Origin of the sequence: Micromonospora sp. NPDC047644, assembly GCF_040704315.1 — a bacterium.
Lineage (GTDB): Bacteria > Actinomycetota > Actinomycetes > Mycobacteriales > Micromonosporaceae > Micromonospora.
The window spans coordinates 258,658-273,573 of sequence record NZ_JBEYSY010000001.1; the positions used below are offsets into that span (position 1 = coordinate 258,658).

At 71.2% G+C, this 14,916-nt stretch carries 12 protein-coding genes; 3 read left to right on the forward strand and 9 right to left on the reverse strand.

Annotated features, from left to right (window positions below; genetic code table 11):
- Positions 1-25 precede the first annotated feature (25 nt).
- Positions 26-1,129 carry an L-dopachrome tautomerase-related protein gene (locus AB0877_RS01200; RefSeq protein ID WP_366605557.1) on the forward strand — a complete coding sequence of 368 codons (1,104 nt, stop codon included), beginning with the start codon at positions 26-28 and terminating at the stop codon, positions 1,127-1,129.
- Between the two features lie 19 nt (positions 1,130-1,148).
- On the opposite strand, the gene AB0877_RS01205 is transcribed toward AB0877_RS01200, so the two are convergent.
- Positions 1,149-1,904, reverse strand: coding sequence for a dienelactone hydrolase family protein (locus tag AB0877_RS01205; protein WP_366605559.1), 756 nt, complete (start codon positions 1,902-1,904; stop codon positions 1,149-1,151).
- A 163-nt stretch (positions 1,905-2,067) separates the two neighbouring features.
- Here AB0877_RS01205 and AB0877_RS01210 point away from each other — a divergent pair, with 163 nt between their 5' ends.
- A complete protein-coding gene (locus AB0877_RS01210; protein WP_366605561.1) occupies positions 2,068-2,472 on the forward strand; it encodes a hypothetical protein in 405 nt (134 codons plus the stop codon).
- Positions 2,473-2,717: 245 nt separating this feature from the next.
- A complete protein-coding gene (locus tag AB0877_RS01215) occupies positions 2,718-3,155 on the forward strand; it encodes an SAV_915 family protein (protein ID WP_366605563.1) in 438 nt (145 codons plus the stop codon).
- Here the strand turns inward: AB0877_RS01215 and AB0877_RS01220 are convergent.
- The 8 genes from AB0877_RS01220 to AB0877_RS01255 form a co-directional block, all read right to left on the reverse strand.
- The gene (locus tag AB0877_RS01220) at positions 3,056-5,071 is read right to left on the reverse strand and encodes an FAD-dependent oxidoreductase (protein WP_366605565.1); all 2,016 of its coding nucleotides are present in this window, start codon (positions 5,069-5,071) and stop codon (positions 3,056-3,058) included. The two genes, AB0877_RS01215 and AB0877_RS01220, sit on opposite strands and share 100 nt — an antisense overlap.
- A gap of 102 nt (positions 5,072-5,173) precedes the next feature.
- Positions 5,174-5,854, reverse strand: coding sequence for a response regulator (locus tag AB0877_RS01225; RefSeq protein ID WP_366605566.1), 681 nt, complete (start codon positions 5,852-5,854; stop codon positions 5,174-5,176).
- Positions 5,851-8,400 carry a DUF4118 domain-containing protein gene (locus AB0877_RS01230; RefSeq protein WP_366605568.1) on the reverse strand — a complete coding sequence of 850 codons (2,550 nt, stop codon included), beginning with the start codon at positions 8,398-8,400 and terminating at the stop codon, positions 5,851-5,853. Before AB0877_RS01230 ends, AB0877_RS01225 begins: the two co-directional genes overlap by 4 nt.
- 71 nt (positions 8,401-8,471) lie before the next feature.
- Complete coding sequence (locus AB0877_RS01235; protein ID WP_366605570.1) at positions 8,472-9,353, reverse strand: potassium-transporting ATPase subunit C; 882 nt, start codon at positions 9,351-9,353, stop codon at positions 8,472-8,474.
- The gene (gene kdpB, locus AB0877_RS01240) at positions 9,353-11,548 is read right to left on the reverse strand and encodes a potassium-transporting ATPase subunit KdpB (protein ID WP_366605572.1); all 2,196 of its coding nucleotides are present in this window, start codon (positions 11,546-11,548) and stop codon (positions 9,353-9,355) included. The genes AB0877_RS01235 and kdpB overlap by 1 nt, the downstream gene beginning before the upstream one ends.
- A gap of 20 nt (positions 11,549-11,568) precedes the next feature.
- Positions 11,569-13,224, reverse strand: a complete 1,656-nt coding sequence (gene kdpA, locus AB0877_RS01245; RefSeq protein ID WP_366605573.1) for a potassium-transporting ATPase subunit KdpA — start codon at positions 13,222-13,224, stop codon at positions 11,569-11,571.
- A complete protein-coding gene (gene kdpF / locus AB0877_RS01250; RefSeq protein WP_036410889.1) occupies positions 13,224-13,313 on the reverse strand; it encodes a K(+)-transporting ATPase subunit F in 90 nt (29 codons plus the stop codon). Before kdpF ends, kdpA begins: the two co-directional genes overlap by 1 nt.
- A 501-nt stretch (positions 13,314-13,814) precedes the next feature.
- The gene (locus AB0877_RS01255; RefSeq protein ID WP_366605575.1) at positions 13,815-14,855 is read right to left on the reverse strand and encodes an SAM-dependent methyltransferase; all 1,041 of its coding nucleotides are present in this window, start codon (positions 14,853-14,855) and stop codon (positions 13,815-13,817) included.
- Positions 14,856-14,916 lie beyond the last annotated feature (61 nt).

Genomic DNA, 14,916 nt, shown 5'->3' on the forward strand with positions numbered 1-14,916 from the left:
CGATGAGCACCGTGGGGCGGACGTCATGAACGGGCCGGTCGGCGACGAGCCGGTGGGCGAGCTGGAGTTGGTGCACACCTTCACCGGCCCGATGCCGACCGGGGTGAGCGTCTCGCACTCCGGCCGGATCTTCGTCAACTTCCCGAAATGGGGCGACGAGGTGCCGGCCACCGTGGTCGAGCTGCGCGACGGTCAGGAGGTGCCCTACCCCGACCAGGCATGGAACGACCCGTCCGGCGACGACGACGCGGGCGCGTTCGTTTCGGTGCAGAGCATCGTGGTGGACCCGGCCGACCGGCTCTGGGTGCTGGACACCGGCAGCCCGATGTTCCAGCCCACCAAGCCGGGCGGCCCCAAGCTGGTCCGGATCGACCTGGACACGGACACCGTCGCCCAAGTGATCACCTTCCCGGCGGACGTGGCGCTGCCGACGACGTACCTCAACGACGTCCGCTTCGACCTGCGGCGGGGCGAGGCGGGGGTCGCGTACATCACCGACTCGGCGGACTCCGGGCCGAACGGGATCATCGTGGTGGACCTGGCCAGCGGGGCCTCCTGGCGGCGGCTGCACGACCACCCGTCCACAAAGGCGGAGCCGCTGGCGTCGTTCCGGCCGGTGGTGGAGGGCCGGCCGTTCCTCGAACGGCCGGCCGACGGCCCGCCGAAGCCGGTGAGCATGGGTTCCGACGGCATCGCCATCTCCGCCGACGGCGAACGGCTCTACTACTGCCCGTTGGCGTCCCGACGCCTGCACAGCGTGTCCACCGAGGCGTTGGCCGACCCGGGCGTCACCCAGGAGGCGGTCGCCGACACAGTGGTCGACGAGGGCGACCGGGGCACCGCCTCGGACGGGTTGGAGAGCGACGACGCGGGGCGGCTCTACCTCACGGCGTACGAGCACAACGCGGTGCTGCGTCGACTGCCCGACGGCGAGTACGAGACCCTGGTGCACGACCCACGGCTGCTCTGGCCGGACACCATGTCGGTGGCCACCGACGGGTACCTCTACGTCACCGCCAACCAACTGCACCGGCAGGCGCAGTACCAGCGGGGCAAGGACCTGCGGCGCAAGCCGTACGCGTTGTTCCGCACCCGCATCGACGCCGGGCCGGTGCTGCTGCGCCGCTGATCGGACACCGCCGCGCCCGTCAGCTGGGGGGCAGGGTGCGGTCCAGGAGGTCGAACAGCGCGGCCCAGTGACGCTCGGTGGCCTGCTCGTCGTACATCGGGGTGTCGGCCATGGTGAAGCCGTGGTGCGCGCCCTCGTACACCTCGGAGCGGTAGCGGACCCCGGCGTTGTCCAGCGCCTTCTCCAGCGTGGCGATCTGCTCGGGCGTCATCGACTGGTCGGCGTCGGCGTGACCGAAGTACAGCTCGCCGGTGATCGAGCCGACGCCCCGGTGCGGGCTGTCCGGCGCGTCGGTGACGATCCGCCCGCCGTGGAAGCTGGCGACGGCGGCGATGCGGTCCGGGTGCGCCTCGATGGCCCGTAGCGCGTTCGTGCCGCCCATGCAGTAGCCGGTGATGGCGACCGGGCCGGGCCGGACGTCGTCGCGGGCTGCCAGGAAATCGAGGTAGGCGGCGGTGTCCCGGCTGACCACGTCGGGGGTCAGCGCCTCGATGAGCGGCATGATCTGCGCGAAGAGCGCGCCGCGCTGATCCGGCTCGGCGAGCCGGGACAGGTCGAAGATCGGTGCCCGGCCGGCCCGGTAGAACAGGTGGGGCGTCAGCACCAGGTAGCCCCGGGCGGCGATCCGCTCGGCCATCTCGACCAGGCGCGGACGGGGTCCGAAGGCGTCCATGAAGAGCAGCACGGCGGGGAACGGGCCGTCTCCGTCCGGCCGGCTCAGGGATGCGTCCGCGACTCCGTCACCGGTCGAAATGTCCACCGTCGTCGTCTGCACTGTGCCTCCTCGTACGCCGATCTTGGTTCGGTGGGAACGCTACTCCCCGTGTCGGCGGGCCCGGTCGGCAGCCGCGTGAACGCCGCGTCAAGAAATGGCGGTGACCCGTCGAAATGCCGTATCGAAGGGTCTTCCGTCGCCGTCCGCTGGTGACGATGGGTCCATGAGTCCTTGGCGGATGACACGCTGGGAACGCGGAGGACCGCCACCCGGCAGCGACGGCGACCCCGGTGAGACCGTGACCAGGGCGAGCGGGCCGCAGCGGCGGCACGAGGCGCTGGTGAGCGTCCGGCTCGGCCCTTCCGCGCCGGGCAGCCATCTGGTGGAGTACCTCCGGCACGAGCCCTGTGCGGTCGACGCGTGGTGGATCGCCGCCGACGTCGACGCCGTGATCCGCCTCTCCGCCGAGAGCATGACGGTGCTGCACCGCGCCGTGGCCGACCTGCGCCTTCGCGCCGGGGTGGAGGTGGCGGAGGCCAACTACATCCTGCGCGCGCTCGACCTGGGCGCGCCTGCGGGCCCGGGTGCGGAACAGGGCGTCCCGACCTGGGCGGTGTCCGCCGCATGAGCCGCCCCGTCGCAGCACGGATCGTGGTGGGGGTCGACCGCTCGTTCGCCGGGATGCAGGCGCTACGCCGTCCTGGGCACGGGCCGCGACGATCCGCCGCTTCGCCCACGACCTCGAACGATTCAGCCGATGACACCACAACCGCGGCACAGGCTCCATCCGCCGCAACCGCGGCACAGCCAACAACCGCCGCAACCGCGGCACCGGCGGCAACCGCCGCACGAACAGGAAGGACCAACCCGACGATGGACGAGGGCCCGATAACCTACGCCGTTCCGGTACGTGACCTGCCGGGACGGCTGGTACGGACGGTGCGGACCGGCCGCTCCCCACAGGGGCAACGGGTGGGCATCGCCTTCACCCGCCCCGAGCTGCTGGTCGCCGCCATGGGTCCGGAGCAGCCCTGGGAGGAGCTGTGCGAGTCGGCCCTGCGGGGCATGCTGGGCCCGCTCGGGATCGAGGTGATCCAGGTCGACCCGCTGCTGGTGGCACCGCCGCTGGATCCGAGGACCGTCGCCCGCCCGGAGACCGCCGCCCGCCCGGAGACCGCCGCCCGCCAGGAGGCCGCCGCCGTCGCGAGCGGTCAGGCCCGGACGAAGCGCACCGCGTCGGCGATCACGTGGCCGTCGGTGTCCTCGGTGCGGATCAACACGCTCCCCTCGGTGCCCGCCGTGAACGGATAGGTGCCCAGCGGCACCCACTGACCCCCGGACTGCCGCTGGTCGACGGTCCGGGTGGTCAACCCCCCGGAGTACGCGATGTCCACCGGCACGTTGCTCGCCCGGTTGGGGTCGGCGGTCCAGCGCAACTGCACCGTCCACGACCCGGAGACCGGTAGCGTCGGGCGGAACCGTAGCCGGTTGACGCCCTTGGCGGTGTTGCCGTCGTGCTCGTAGTCCGCGCCGTAGTAACCACCGATGCTGGTGCTGCGCAGCCACGTTCCGGCCCGGGTGATCCCGCTGGTCGACGCGTTGTCCAGGATCACCTCGCTGGTGGAGCCCCACTCCAGCACCGCGCCGTCCTGACGCAGCCGGCTCTGCAGGGCCGGCACACTGACGGCCTGCACGCCGAGGTTCCCGGCAAGCGCCAGGGACGCCGCGGTGGCCGCCGCCTGCCCGAGGATCATGAACACGGGTTCCATCCGGATCGAGCCGTAGGCGATGTGGCTCGCCGAGAGGCAGACCGGCACCAGCAGGTTGGCGCACTGCGCCTGGTGCGGCACGATCGCGCGGTAGCTCACCGGGTACGGCGCCGGCACACCGATCTGCACGTCCCCCTCGTTGCGCACCGTGCCGTTGACCACCACCCGCTGACAGTTGTGCGAGTCCATTGTGTAGCTGGCCAGGCCCACCGAGTCGGTGACGCGTACCCGGCCCCGACAGTCGGCCTCGGTCATCACGTACGCGGAGATCATCCGGCGGGCCTCGCGGATGTAGAGCAGCGGCGGCCAGCCGCCCGTGCCGGTGAACTCGTCCACCGGCAGCCCCCACCGGGCCGTCGAGTCGCGGACCGACGCCGGCAGCCGGCTGTCGTTGGCCAGGAACCACATCAACCCCTGCTGGTACGTGCGGTGCTCGGCGATGATGCTCTCGCGCGTCGCCCAGCTCGCCGTCGGGTACGCGTGGTTGAAGCCGATGTTGTCGGTCGACACGGCACCGTTGTTGTTGGAGTCGGTCTTCCCGCCACCGATCGAGTGGGTGGTGAAGTACGGTCCCGCGTAGCCGGCCTGGATGTGGCGCAGCAGCAGCTCGTACCGGATCGGGTCGTAGCCGGACGGCTTGCCGAACGGGATCCGGTTGGCCGCCTGGGTCAGGCACATCCGGAAGCAGTACGCCTGGATCCTGTCGTCGCCGCTGCCCTGCGGGGCGAGCGGGGTGGCGGAGATGCCGGGCAGCAGTCCACTGGCGGGCGAGCCGGCCGTCACGTACGGGTCGACGGGGTGGACGAACTGGTGGGTGTTGCGCGACTGCACCCCGTTGATCGTCTCGCCGTAGGTGTCGTTGGACTCCCGCCCGACGGTGAACCCGACGCCGGCCATGGCCAGCAGATCACCCTCGTAGGTGGCGTCGACGAACATCGCGCCCCGGTAGATCGAGCCGTCCTCGGTGCGCAGCTCGGTGATCCGGTTCCCGCTGCGACCCAGGCTGGCCAGCCGGGCGTCGACGACCACCGGTACGCCCGCCTCGGCCAGCATCTCGGCGAAGACGGCGGTGGCGACGTGCGGTTCGAAGGTCATCCGCAGCGGCGACGTCGGCGTGAGGGTTCCGCCGTGGTACTTCACGTACACCCGGCGGTAGAACTCGGCGGCGAGCCCGCCGATGGACGCCTGGACGCCGGTGTCGGTCGCGCCCAGCCCGGCGGTGCTCAACCCGCCGACGTGGCCGGTGGGCTCCACCACCACCGCGGTGCGGCCGAGCCGGCGCATGGTGATCGCGGCGGCCAGCCCGCCGGAGGTGGCGCCGTAGACGACAAGGTCTGCGGTGGTGACGGCGGCTCGGGCGGGGGCGGCCCGGAACGGGTCGGTGAAGCCGGCCAGGACGAGGCCGGCACCGCCGGCGACCAGCAGCCGACGACGGGACAGGGGCAGAGGCACGGACACGGCGGGCTCCCGAGGGGTAACCGGTGGAGGGGACGGTTACAGAAGCACGCCGCTGCCGCTGCGAGCGAAATTCTTCAATCTCTTCCGGCGGGTGTCAACGGTTCACGGGCGGTAGCGGTAACCCATTCCCGGCTCGGTGATGAGGTGGCGGGGGCGGGCCGGGTCGTCCTCCAGCTTGCGCCGCAGCTGGGCCAGGTACTGCCGCAGGTAGTTGGTCTCGTTCTGGTACTCCGGCCCCCACACGTCCTGGAGGAGCTGACGTTGGCTGACCAGCTTGCCGGGGTGACGCAGCAGCTTCTCCAGCACGCTCCACTGGGTGGGAGTCAGCTTGACCTCGGTGCCGTCGTCGCGCCGCACGCTGTGGTCGGCCAGGTCGACGGTGTGCTGGCCGATCCGCAGGGCTGGCACCGCCCCGCTGGGCGCGCCGAGGCGGCGGGTCACCGCGCGGATGCGGGCCAGCAGCTCTTCGACGCCGAACGGCTTGGTGACGTAGTCGTCCGCGCCCGCGTCCAGCGCCGCGACCTTGTCCTCGCTGCCGGCCCGACCGGAGAGCACGATGATCGGCACCGCGGTCCACCCGCGCAGGCCCCGGATCACCTCCACGCCGTCGATGTCGGGCAGGCCGAGGTCCAGCACCACCAGGTCGGGCGGGTGGCTGGCGGCGGCCTTCAACGCGGCGGCCCCGGTGCCGGCCACGTCCACGTCGTACCGGCGGGCGCGCAGGTTGATGCGCAGGGCACGCAGGATCTGCGGTTCGTCGTCGACGACCAGGATGCGCGTCATTCCTGCGGCCCCTCCGAGCTGGTCGGCGCGGCGGGCAGCCGCAGCACCATGGTGAGCCCACCGCCGGGCGTGGTCTCCGGGGTGATGCTGCCACCCATCGCCTCGGCCAACCCCCGGGACAGGGCGAGACCGAGGCCGACACCCGTCTGGTTGTCCCGGTCGCCGAGACGTTGGAACGGCAGGAAGACGTGCTCCCACTGGTCCTCCGGGATGCCCGGCCCCCGGTCGATGACCCGCAGCTCGACCTGGCCGGCGTGGGCGCTCGCGGTGATCGTGGGCGGCTGACCGGGCGGGCTGTACCGCAGCGCATTGGCGACGATGTTGACCAGCACCCGTTCCAGCAGGCCCGGGTCGGCGGTGGCGGCCGGCAGGTCGGCCGGGATGTCCGTGCCGACGGTCGCGGCAACCGGGCCAAGTTCGTCGAGCGCCAGGGGTACGGCGTCCTCCAGGCCGATCGCGGTCGCCGAGATGCCCAGCACGCCCGCCTGGAGCCGGCTCATGTCCAGCAGGTTGCCGACCAGCCGGGCGAGCCGGTCCAGTGACTCCTCGGCGGTCTCCAGCAACTCCTCGCGGTCGGCCTCGTCGAACTCGATGTCGTGGCTGCGCAGGCTGGTCACGGCCGCCTTCGCGGACGCCAACGGGGTACGCAGATCGTGGCTGACCGCCGCGAGCAGCGCGGTGCGCATCCGGTCGGCGGCGGCGAGGGGCCGGGCGGTGGCGGCCTCCTCGGCGAGCCGTTCCTGGCGCAGCGCGACGGCGGCCTGGGCGGCGAACGCCTCGACGATGCGCCGGTCGGCCGCCTCCAACCGCCGACCGCTGAGCACGACCGTGATCCGCTCGTCGACCGGTACCGCCGTCTCGCCGGCGTCCGGTGTGCACGCCGGCTGCTCGCCGACGCTCGCCACCACGCACCAGGCGTGCTCCTCCCGGGCCCGCTCCGGTCGCCCGCTGGCCTCCTCGGCCAACTCCAGCACGCTCACCGCGCGCAGCCCGAAGGTCTCCCGGAGCTGGTCGAGCAGGGCGGGCAGCGGACGTTCGCCGCGCAGCACACCACCGGCCACGGCGGCGAGGGTCTGCGCGTCGGCGGCGGCCCGCGCGGCCTCCCGGGTACGCCGGGCGGCCACGTCGACGATCCAGCTCACGGCCAGGGCCACCCCGACGAAGACGGCCAGGGCGAGCAGGTTGTCCGCCTCGGCGATGGTGAGCGTGCGGAAGGGCGGGGTGAAGAACCAGTTGAGCAGCAGCGAGCCGCCGAGCGCGGCGACCAGGGCCGGCCACACCCCGCCGACCAGCGCGACCCCGACCACCCCAGCGAGGAACAGCAGGATGTCGTTGGTCAACGTCAGGTCGGGCAGGGTCTTCAGCAGCACTGTGAGCAGCGGCATGCCCAGCGCCGCCAGGCCGAAGCCGAGCAGCCGGCGACGTCGGGACAGTGCCGCCGGTACGGCCGCCGCCCTCCGGCCCTTGCCGGCCTGTTTGTGGGTGACCAGGTGCACGTCGATCGAGCCGGAGAGCGCCGTGGTGGTCACCCCGACACCCCTCGCGAAGATCTGCGCGAGGCGGCCCCGCCGGCTGGCCCCCAGCACCAGCTGGGTCGCGTTCACGCCCTGGGCGAAGTCGAGCAGCGCGGCCGGCACGTCGGTGCCGAGCACCTGGTGGTACGTGCCGCCCAGGCTCTCCACCAGCACCCGCTGGCGGGCCAACTGGGCCGGGTCCGCCCCGGCCAGGCCGTCGCTGCGGGCCACGTGCACGGCCAGCAGGTCGGCACCCTTGCTGCGGGCCGCGACCCGGGCGGCGCGGCGGATCAGCGTCTCGCCCTCCGGGCCGCCGGTCAGCGCCACCACCACCCGTTCCCGGGCCTCCCAGGTGGCCGCGATGCCCTGCTGGCTGCGGTAGCGGTCGAGCTGCTCGTCGACCTTGTCGGCCAGCCAGAGCAGCGCCAGCTCGCGCAGCGCGGTGAGGTTGCCGACCCGGAAGTAGTTGCCCAACGCGGCGTCGATCTTGTCGGGTCGGTAGATGTTGCCGTGCGCCATCCGCCGGCGCAGCGCCTCCGGGGTCATGTCGAGGAGCTCGACCTGCTCGGCGGCGCGGACGATCTCGTCCGGCACGGTCTCCCGCTGGGTGGTGCCGGTGATCTGCGCGACGACGTCGTTCACCGACTCCAGGTGCTGCACGTTGACGGTGGACAGCACGTCGATCCCCGCGTCGAGCAGCTCCTGGACGTCCTGCCAGCGCTTGTCGTGCCGGGAACCGGGAACGTTGCTGTGCGCCAGCTCGTCGACGACGGCGATCTCCGGCCGGCGGGCCAGCACCGCGTCCAGGTCCATCTCGGTGAACTCCGCGCCGCGGTAGTCGATGGTCCGGCGGGGCACCTGTTCCAGGTCACCGAGCATCGCGGCGGTGTGTTGACGGCCGTGGGTCTCCACGAAACCGATCACCACGTCGGTGCCGCGCGCGGCCCGCCGCTGGGCCTCCTCCAACATGGCGTACGTCTTGCCGACGCCCGGGGCGGCTCCGAGGTAGATGCGCAGTTCTCCGCGTGGCACGGGGACATCCTCCCTGCTCAGATCGGCCGGCGGGGCCGTGCCCGGTGGACACGGCCCCGCCTGCGGTGTGCTCAGCGAGCGGCGAACTGCTTGTCGAGGGCGAGGTTGAGCTTCAGCACGTTCACGCCGGGCTCACCCATGAAGCCGAGCGCCCGCCCGTCGGTGTGCTCCTTGACCAGCTTGCGGACCGCCGCCGGGTCCGCGCCGCGCTCGCGCGCGACCCGGTTCACCTGCAGTTCGGCGTACGCCGGGCTGATCTGCGGGTCGAGGCCGCTGGCACTGGCGGTGACCGCGTCGGCGGGCACCGCCGGGTCGGCGGGCGCGTCGCCCCGGATCGGGGTGACCACCCCGCCGGCGGCCACGTAGTCCTCGCCGGGCTGCGCCGGCTCCACCGTCACCCCCTGGTACTCGCTGACGAACGGCGTGGCCGGGGCGGCCTGGTTGACGCTGACCACTCGGGTGACCGGGCCGGTCAGGCCGTCGGCGTGGAACACCGCGAGCACGGCGCCCACCCCGTCGTCGGTGCAGTACGGGCGTCGGCCGTCGACGCCGTCCAGCTCCCCGACGGCCTTGCTGCGTGCGCAGACCTGGGTGAGCAGGCTCTCGCTGGATTCCTCGGGGTCGGTGGCGATGGTGTCGACGACGCTCTCCGGGCCCAGGTTGCTGGCCGAGGTGGAGGTCGGGTCGTAGCCGTCGCCGGCGGCGGAGGGGCGGGACTGGAAGTACCGGGCGATCGGGTTGCCGTCGGCGTCGGTGAAGGACTGGCCGATCAGCGCGCTACCGACGATCGTCCCGCCCGAGGAGATCAGCGAACCGTCGGTCTTGTGGTTGAGGCCGGGTAGCTGACCGAGCGCTACCAGGGCCAGCGGGTAGACCAGGCCGAGCAGCACCGTGAAGACGAGTACGGCGCGCAGCGCGGCGAGGTGTTGGGCGATCCAGGTGGGTAGGCGCATCACGAAATCCCCGGGAAGAACTGGATGAGCAGGTCGATGATCTTGATCCCGATGAACGGCACGATGATGCCGCCCAGTCCGTAGACCAGCAGGTTGCGGCTGAGCAGCTTCGACGCGGCGGCCGGCCGGTACCGCACGCCCCGCAGGGCGAGCGGGATCAGCGCGATGATCACCAGGGCGTTGAAGATGACAGCGGACAGGATCGCCGACTCCGGGCTGGCCAGCCGCATGATGTTCAGCGCGTCCAGGCTCGGATAGAGGCCGGCGAACATGGCCGGGATGATCGCGAAGTACTTCGCGATGTCGTTCGAGATGCTGAACGTGGTCAGCGCGCCACGGGTGATCAGCAACTGCTTGCCGATCTCCACGATCTCGATCAGCTTGGTCGGGTCGGAGTCGAGGTCGACCATGTTGCCGGCCTCCTTGGCGGCCGACGTGCCGGTGTTCATGGCCACCCCGACGTCGGCCTGGGCGAGCGCCGGCGCGTCGTTGGTGCCGTCACCGGTCATCGCGACCAGCCGACCGCCCTCCTGCTCCCGCTTGATCAGCGCGAGCTTGTCCTCCGGCGTCGCCTCGGCCAGGAAGTCGTCCACCCCGGCCTCGTCGGCGATCGCCTTCGCGGTACGCGGGTTGTCGCCTGTGATCATCACGGTCCGGATGCCCATCCGGCGCATCTCGTCGAACCGCTCCCGCATCCCGGACTTGACCACGTCCTTGAGGTGGATGACGCCCAGGGCGCGGGCGGGCGCACCGTCGACGTGCTCGGCGACGACGAGCGGGGTGCCGCCGGTGCCGCTGATCGCGTCCACGATCTCGCCGACCTGCTCGGTCGGGTGGCCGCCGTTCTCCCGTACCCACTTCATCACCGCTGCGGCGGCGCCCTTGCGGACCCGGCGGGCCGTGCCCGACGCGCCGCCGTCGACGCTGGCGTCCGGGCTCAGGTCGACGCCGCTCATCCGGGTCTGCGCGGTGAACGGTACGAAGGTGGCGTGCGGCATCACGCCGGGCTCGCGCTCGCGCAGCCCGAACTCGTTCTTCGCCAGGACCACCACCGAGCGCCCCTCCGGGGTCTCGTCGGCCAGGCTGGACATCTGCGCGGCGTCGGCCACCGTCGCGGCGTCGACCCCCTCTACCGGGACGAACTCGGCGGCCTGCCGGTTGCCCAACGTGATGGTGCCGGTCTTGTCCAGCAGCAGGGTGTTGACGTCGCCGGCCGCCTCGACGGCCCGGCCGCTCATGGCCAGGACGTTGCGCTGCACGAGGCGGTCCATGCCGGCGATGCCGATGGCGGAGAGCAGCGCCCCGATGGTGGTGGGGATCAGGCAGACCAGCAGCGAGATCAGCACCACGCCGGTGACACCGGAGTCGGTGATCGCCCCGCTGTCCGGTGCGGCCGCCTGGTACGCCTTGGAGAAGATGGCCAGCGGCTGGAGGGTGACGACGGCCAGCAGGAAGATGACGGTGAGCGCGGCGAGCAGGATGTTCAGCGCGATCTCGTTCGGCGTCTTCTGCCGGTTGGCCCCCTCCACCAGGGCGATCATCCGGTCGATGAAGCTCTCCCCGGGCTTCTGGGTGATCTTCACGATGATCCGGTCGGAGAGCACCTTGGTGCCTCCGGTGACCGCGCTGCGGTCCCCACCGGACTCCCGGATGACCGGGGCCGACTCGCCGGTGATGGCCGACTCGTCGACGCTGGCGATGCCCTCGACGATGTCACCGTCACCGGGGATGATGCCGCCCGCCTCGACGAGCACCACGTCGCCCTGGCGCAGGTCCGGCGCCGGCACCGCCTCGTCGCGGTAGGTGTTGGCCCGCGCGCCCGGCTTCCAGTCGATCAGCCGGGTGGCGATGGTGTCCTTCTTCGCCTGCCGCAGGGTCGCGGCCTGGGCCTTGCCCCGACCCTCGGCGACCGCCTCGGCCAGGTTGGCGAAGACGACAGTCAGCCAGAGCCAGATGGTGATCGCCCAGGCGAACACCGACGGGTCGGCCACCGCCAGGACGGTGGTGAAGGCCGCGCCGACCTCCACGATCAACATCACCGGGTTGCGCCACATGGTGGCGGGGTTGAGCTTGCGTACCGCGTCCGGCAGGGACCGGATCAACTGCTTGGGGTCGAGCAGCCCCCCACCGATCCGGTTGCCCTGGGTGGCGGGCGTACCGGGGAGTTGCTCTGTTGGGGCGGACGTGACGGACATGTCCTCGTTCCTCATGATGGTCAGAGCCCCTCTGCCAGCGGACCGAGCGCGAGCGCGGGCAGGAAGGTCAGCGCGACGAGGACCACGGTGACGCCGACGACCATGCCGATGAACAGCGGTCGGTGGGTCGGCAGGGTGCCCTCGGACGCGGGGGTGGGTGCCTGGCGGGCCAGCGAGCCGGCCAACGCGAGCACGAAGATGAGCGGCAGGAACCTGCCCAGCAGCATGCACATCCCGAGCGCGGTGTCCCACCAGGTCGTGTTGACCGTGATGCCGCCGAACGCCGAGCCGTTGTTGTTGCTGGCCGAGGTGAACGCGTACAGCACCTCGGAGAGGCCGTGCGGGCCGACGTTGAGCGCCGTCGAGTTGTTGCCGGTGCCGAACGCCGCCGCCGTACCGACGAGCACCAGGATCGGCGTGATCAGAAAGTAGAGCGAGGCGAACTTGATCTCGCGGGACCCGATCTTCTTACCCAGGTACTCGGGAGTGCGGCCCACCATCAGCCCGGCCACGAACACCGTGATCACCGCGAGGATGAGCAGGCCGTAGAGCCCCGAACCGGTGCCGCCCGGCGCGACCTCGCCGAGCATCATGTTGACCATCGTCATCATGCCGCCGAGCGAGGTGAACGAGTCGTGGAAGGAGTTCACCGCACCGGTCGAGGTGAGCGTGGTGGCGGCGGCGAAGGTGGCCGAGTTCGACACGTCGAACCGGACCTCCTTGCCCTCCATCGCCGCGCCGATCGCCTGCGGCACCGTCCCGTGGCCGGCCAGCTCGAAGATGTTGGTGATGGCGACGCTGAGGAACGCGAGGATGCCCATCACCGCGGCGATCGCGTAGCCCTGCCGGTTCTGCCCGACCATCCGACCGAAGACCCGGGGCAGGCTGAACGGAATCAGGAAGATCAGGAAGATCTCCAGCCAGTTCGTCCAGGTGGTCGGGTTCTCGAACGGGTGCGCGCTGTTGACGTTGTAGAAGCCGCCACCATTGGTGCCCAACTCCTTGATCACTTCCTGGCTGGCGACCGGACCACCGGTGATGGTCTGGGTGCCGCCGGTCAGCGTGCTCACGTCGGTGCCGCCGGACAGGTTCTGCACCGCCCCGCCGATCATCAGCGCGATGGCGCCGAGCACCGCGATCGGCAGCAGGATCCGCAGCGTGATCCGGGTCAGGTCGACCCAGAAGTTGCCGAGCTGCCCGGTACGGCTGCGGGCGAAGCCGCGTACCAACGCGACGGCCACCGCGATGCCGACCGCCGCCGACACGAAGTTCTGCACGGCCAGGCCGGCCATCTGCACCAGGTGGCCCATCGTCGACTCACCCGAGTACGACTGCCAGTTCGTGTTCGTCACGAACGACACGGCCGTGTTCCACGCGCCGTGCGGCACCACCGGGTCGAACCCGAGCGACAGCCACAGGTGGTTCTGCACCCGCTGGAACAGGTACAGGAACAGGATCGAGACCGCGGAGAATGCCAGCACGCTGCGGGCGTACACGCCCCAGGTCTGCTCGGCGGCCGGATTGACCCCGACCAATCGGAAGATGCCCCGCTCGACGCGGGACTGCTTGGTGCCGGAGACCGCCCGGAACATGTAGTCGCCGAACGGCTTGTAGACGGCGACCAGGGCCGCCACCAGCGTCAACACGAAGATGACGCCTGCTGTTGTCATGGTCATCAGAAGCGCTCCGGAAACAGCAGGGCGAACACCAGGAACGCGCCCAGGACGACCGCGAGCACCAGACCAACGGCGTTGACCGCGTTCACAGCTTCTCCACCGCCCGGACCACCAGGGCGAGCACTGCGAACAGCACCACCGTCAGGACCACGAACACCACGTCAGACACGCTGACTCCTCAGCCGGAAAGGTTCGTCGCGACCGCCTTCCGGTCGCGCCGGGCAATCAAAGCCCCACCACCCGCCGAACGGCAGGGGTCATAACGCGACCATGACGGGGGCGAACCTTTTCTTGACGTGGTTTTCACGCCCGCCCACTGAACAGGTGAAATGCGGCACAGACCCCTCGGTGGTCCGCAGGGTTCACCACCGACCGTCCCCCCTTTGCTCTGCACCCGCGGAGGCGACACTCACGGTCGGTAGCCGGTGCCTCCGCGGGTGCAGAGCAAAGGCGGCGCGCCCCTGCGGGTGCAGAGCAAAGGCGGCGCCTCCGCGGGTGCAGAGCAAAGGGAGAAATGCGCGCGGGAGAGGGGCTAAGCGCGGCCCGGATGGGCCGGCTCATGGCGCGCTGTGGCGCAGGTGCGGGGCCCTTCAGGCCGGGCGGCGCGCCACCAGCACGTCTCGCATGATCGACTGGTCCACCCGGTGCCGCAGCGCGCGGTAGGGCTCGTCGTCGACCACGGTCAGGCCGGCGTCGACCAACGCCGCCGCCGCGTCGTCCCGACTGGCGACGTGGGTGTTCCAGGAGATCCCGAGCGCACCGCCGGGACGCAACAACCGGGCCCAGACCGGCGCGGCGTCCGCCAGCAACGCCAGCGGGTCGCGGGTCAACCCCTGCCCAGCGGTACGGCTGCCGTGCTGCACGCCGTACGGCGCGTCGGCGACGACCAGGTCCACGGTCTCCGGGCGGAAGAACTCCGCGGAGCGGGCGGTGTCGGCGTTGACCACGTCCAGCAGTTGCGTCTGGCCGGCCTTGTGCTCCTCACGGGTCGGCGCCAACTCGATCCGTACCCGCCGGCCGACCACCTTGCGCTCCCGTCGCACCGGCCCCGACTCCAGCACCCGGTGCTTGACGCGCTTCTGCTTCAGCCAGGTGGTGACGAACGCCCGGTACGCCTCGACATCCTTCTGGTCACGCTCGATACCGGCCGCGTCGAAGCCGTACATCAGCGCCTGGTTGAGGGTGGTGCCCCGACCACAGAGCGGGTCGAGCACCCGGAACCGGCGGCTGGTCATCTCGGCGGCCCAGTCCGAGGCGAGCAGTGTGACGTTGAGCAGCAGCTTGGTGAACTGCTCGTTGGTCTTGCCCGGGTACTTCTGAATGGTGAGCAGATCGTCGTCGTAGCGGTCCAGACGGCTCCACTCGATCGGCCGCAGCAGCTCACCGACGATCTCGAACAAGGCGTACCCGGCGGAGAGGTTGCCCAGGACGGCCAGGTCACGCTCGGTCAGCCCGTCACCGGTGAACGTGATGTAGGACGCCCCTCCGACGACCTCGGTGTCCAGCTCGCCGATCCGGCCGTCCAGCGCCGAGCGGCCGAAGATCTCCAGCTCGGCCCGGGTGAGGTCGACTGCGGCGCGGGCGTACACCCGGTTGGTGGCGGGCAGGATCAGCAGGCCGTAACGCGTCATGATCCGGCGAGTATTCCACAACGGGTCACGGTCGCCGGGAACCGGAGCGGCCGCCGGAGCG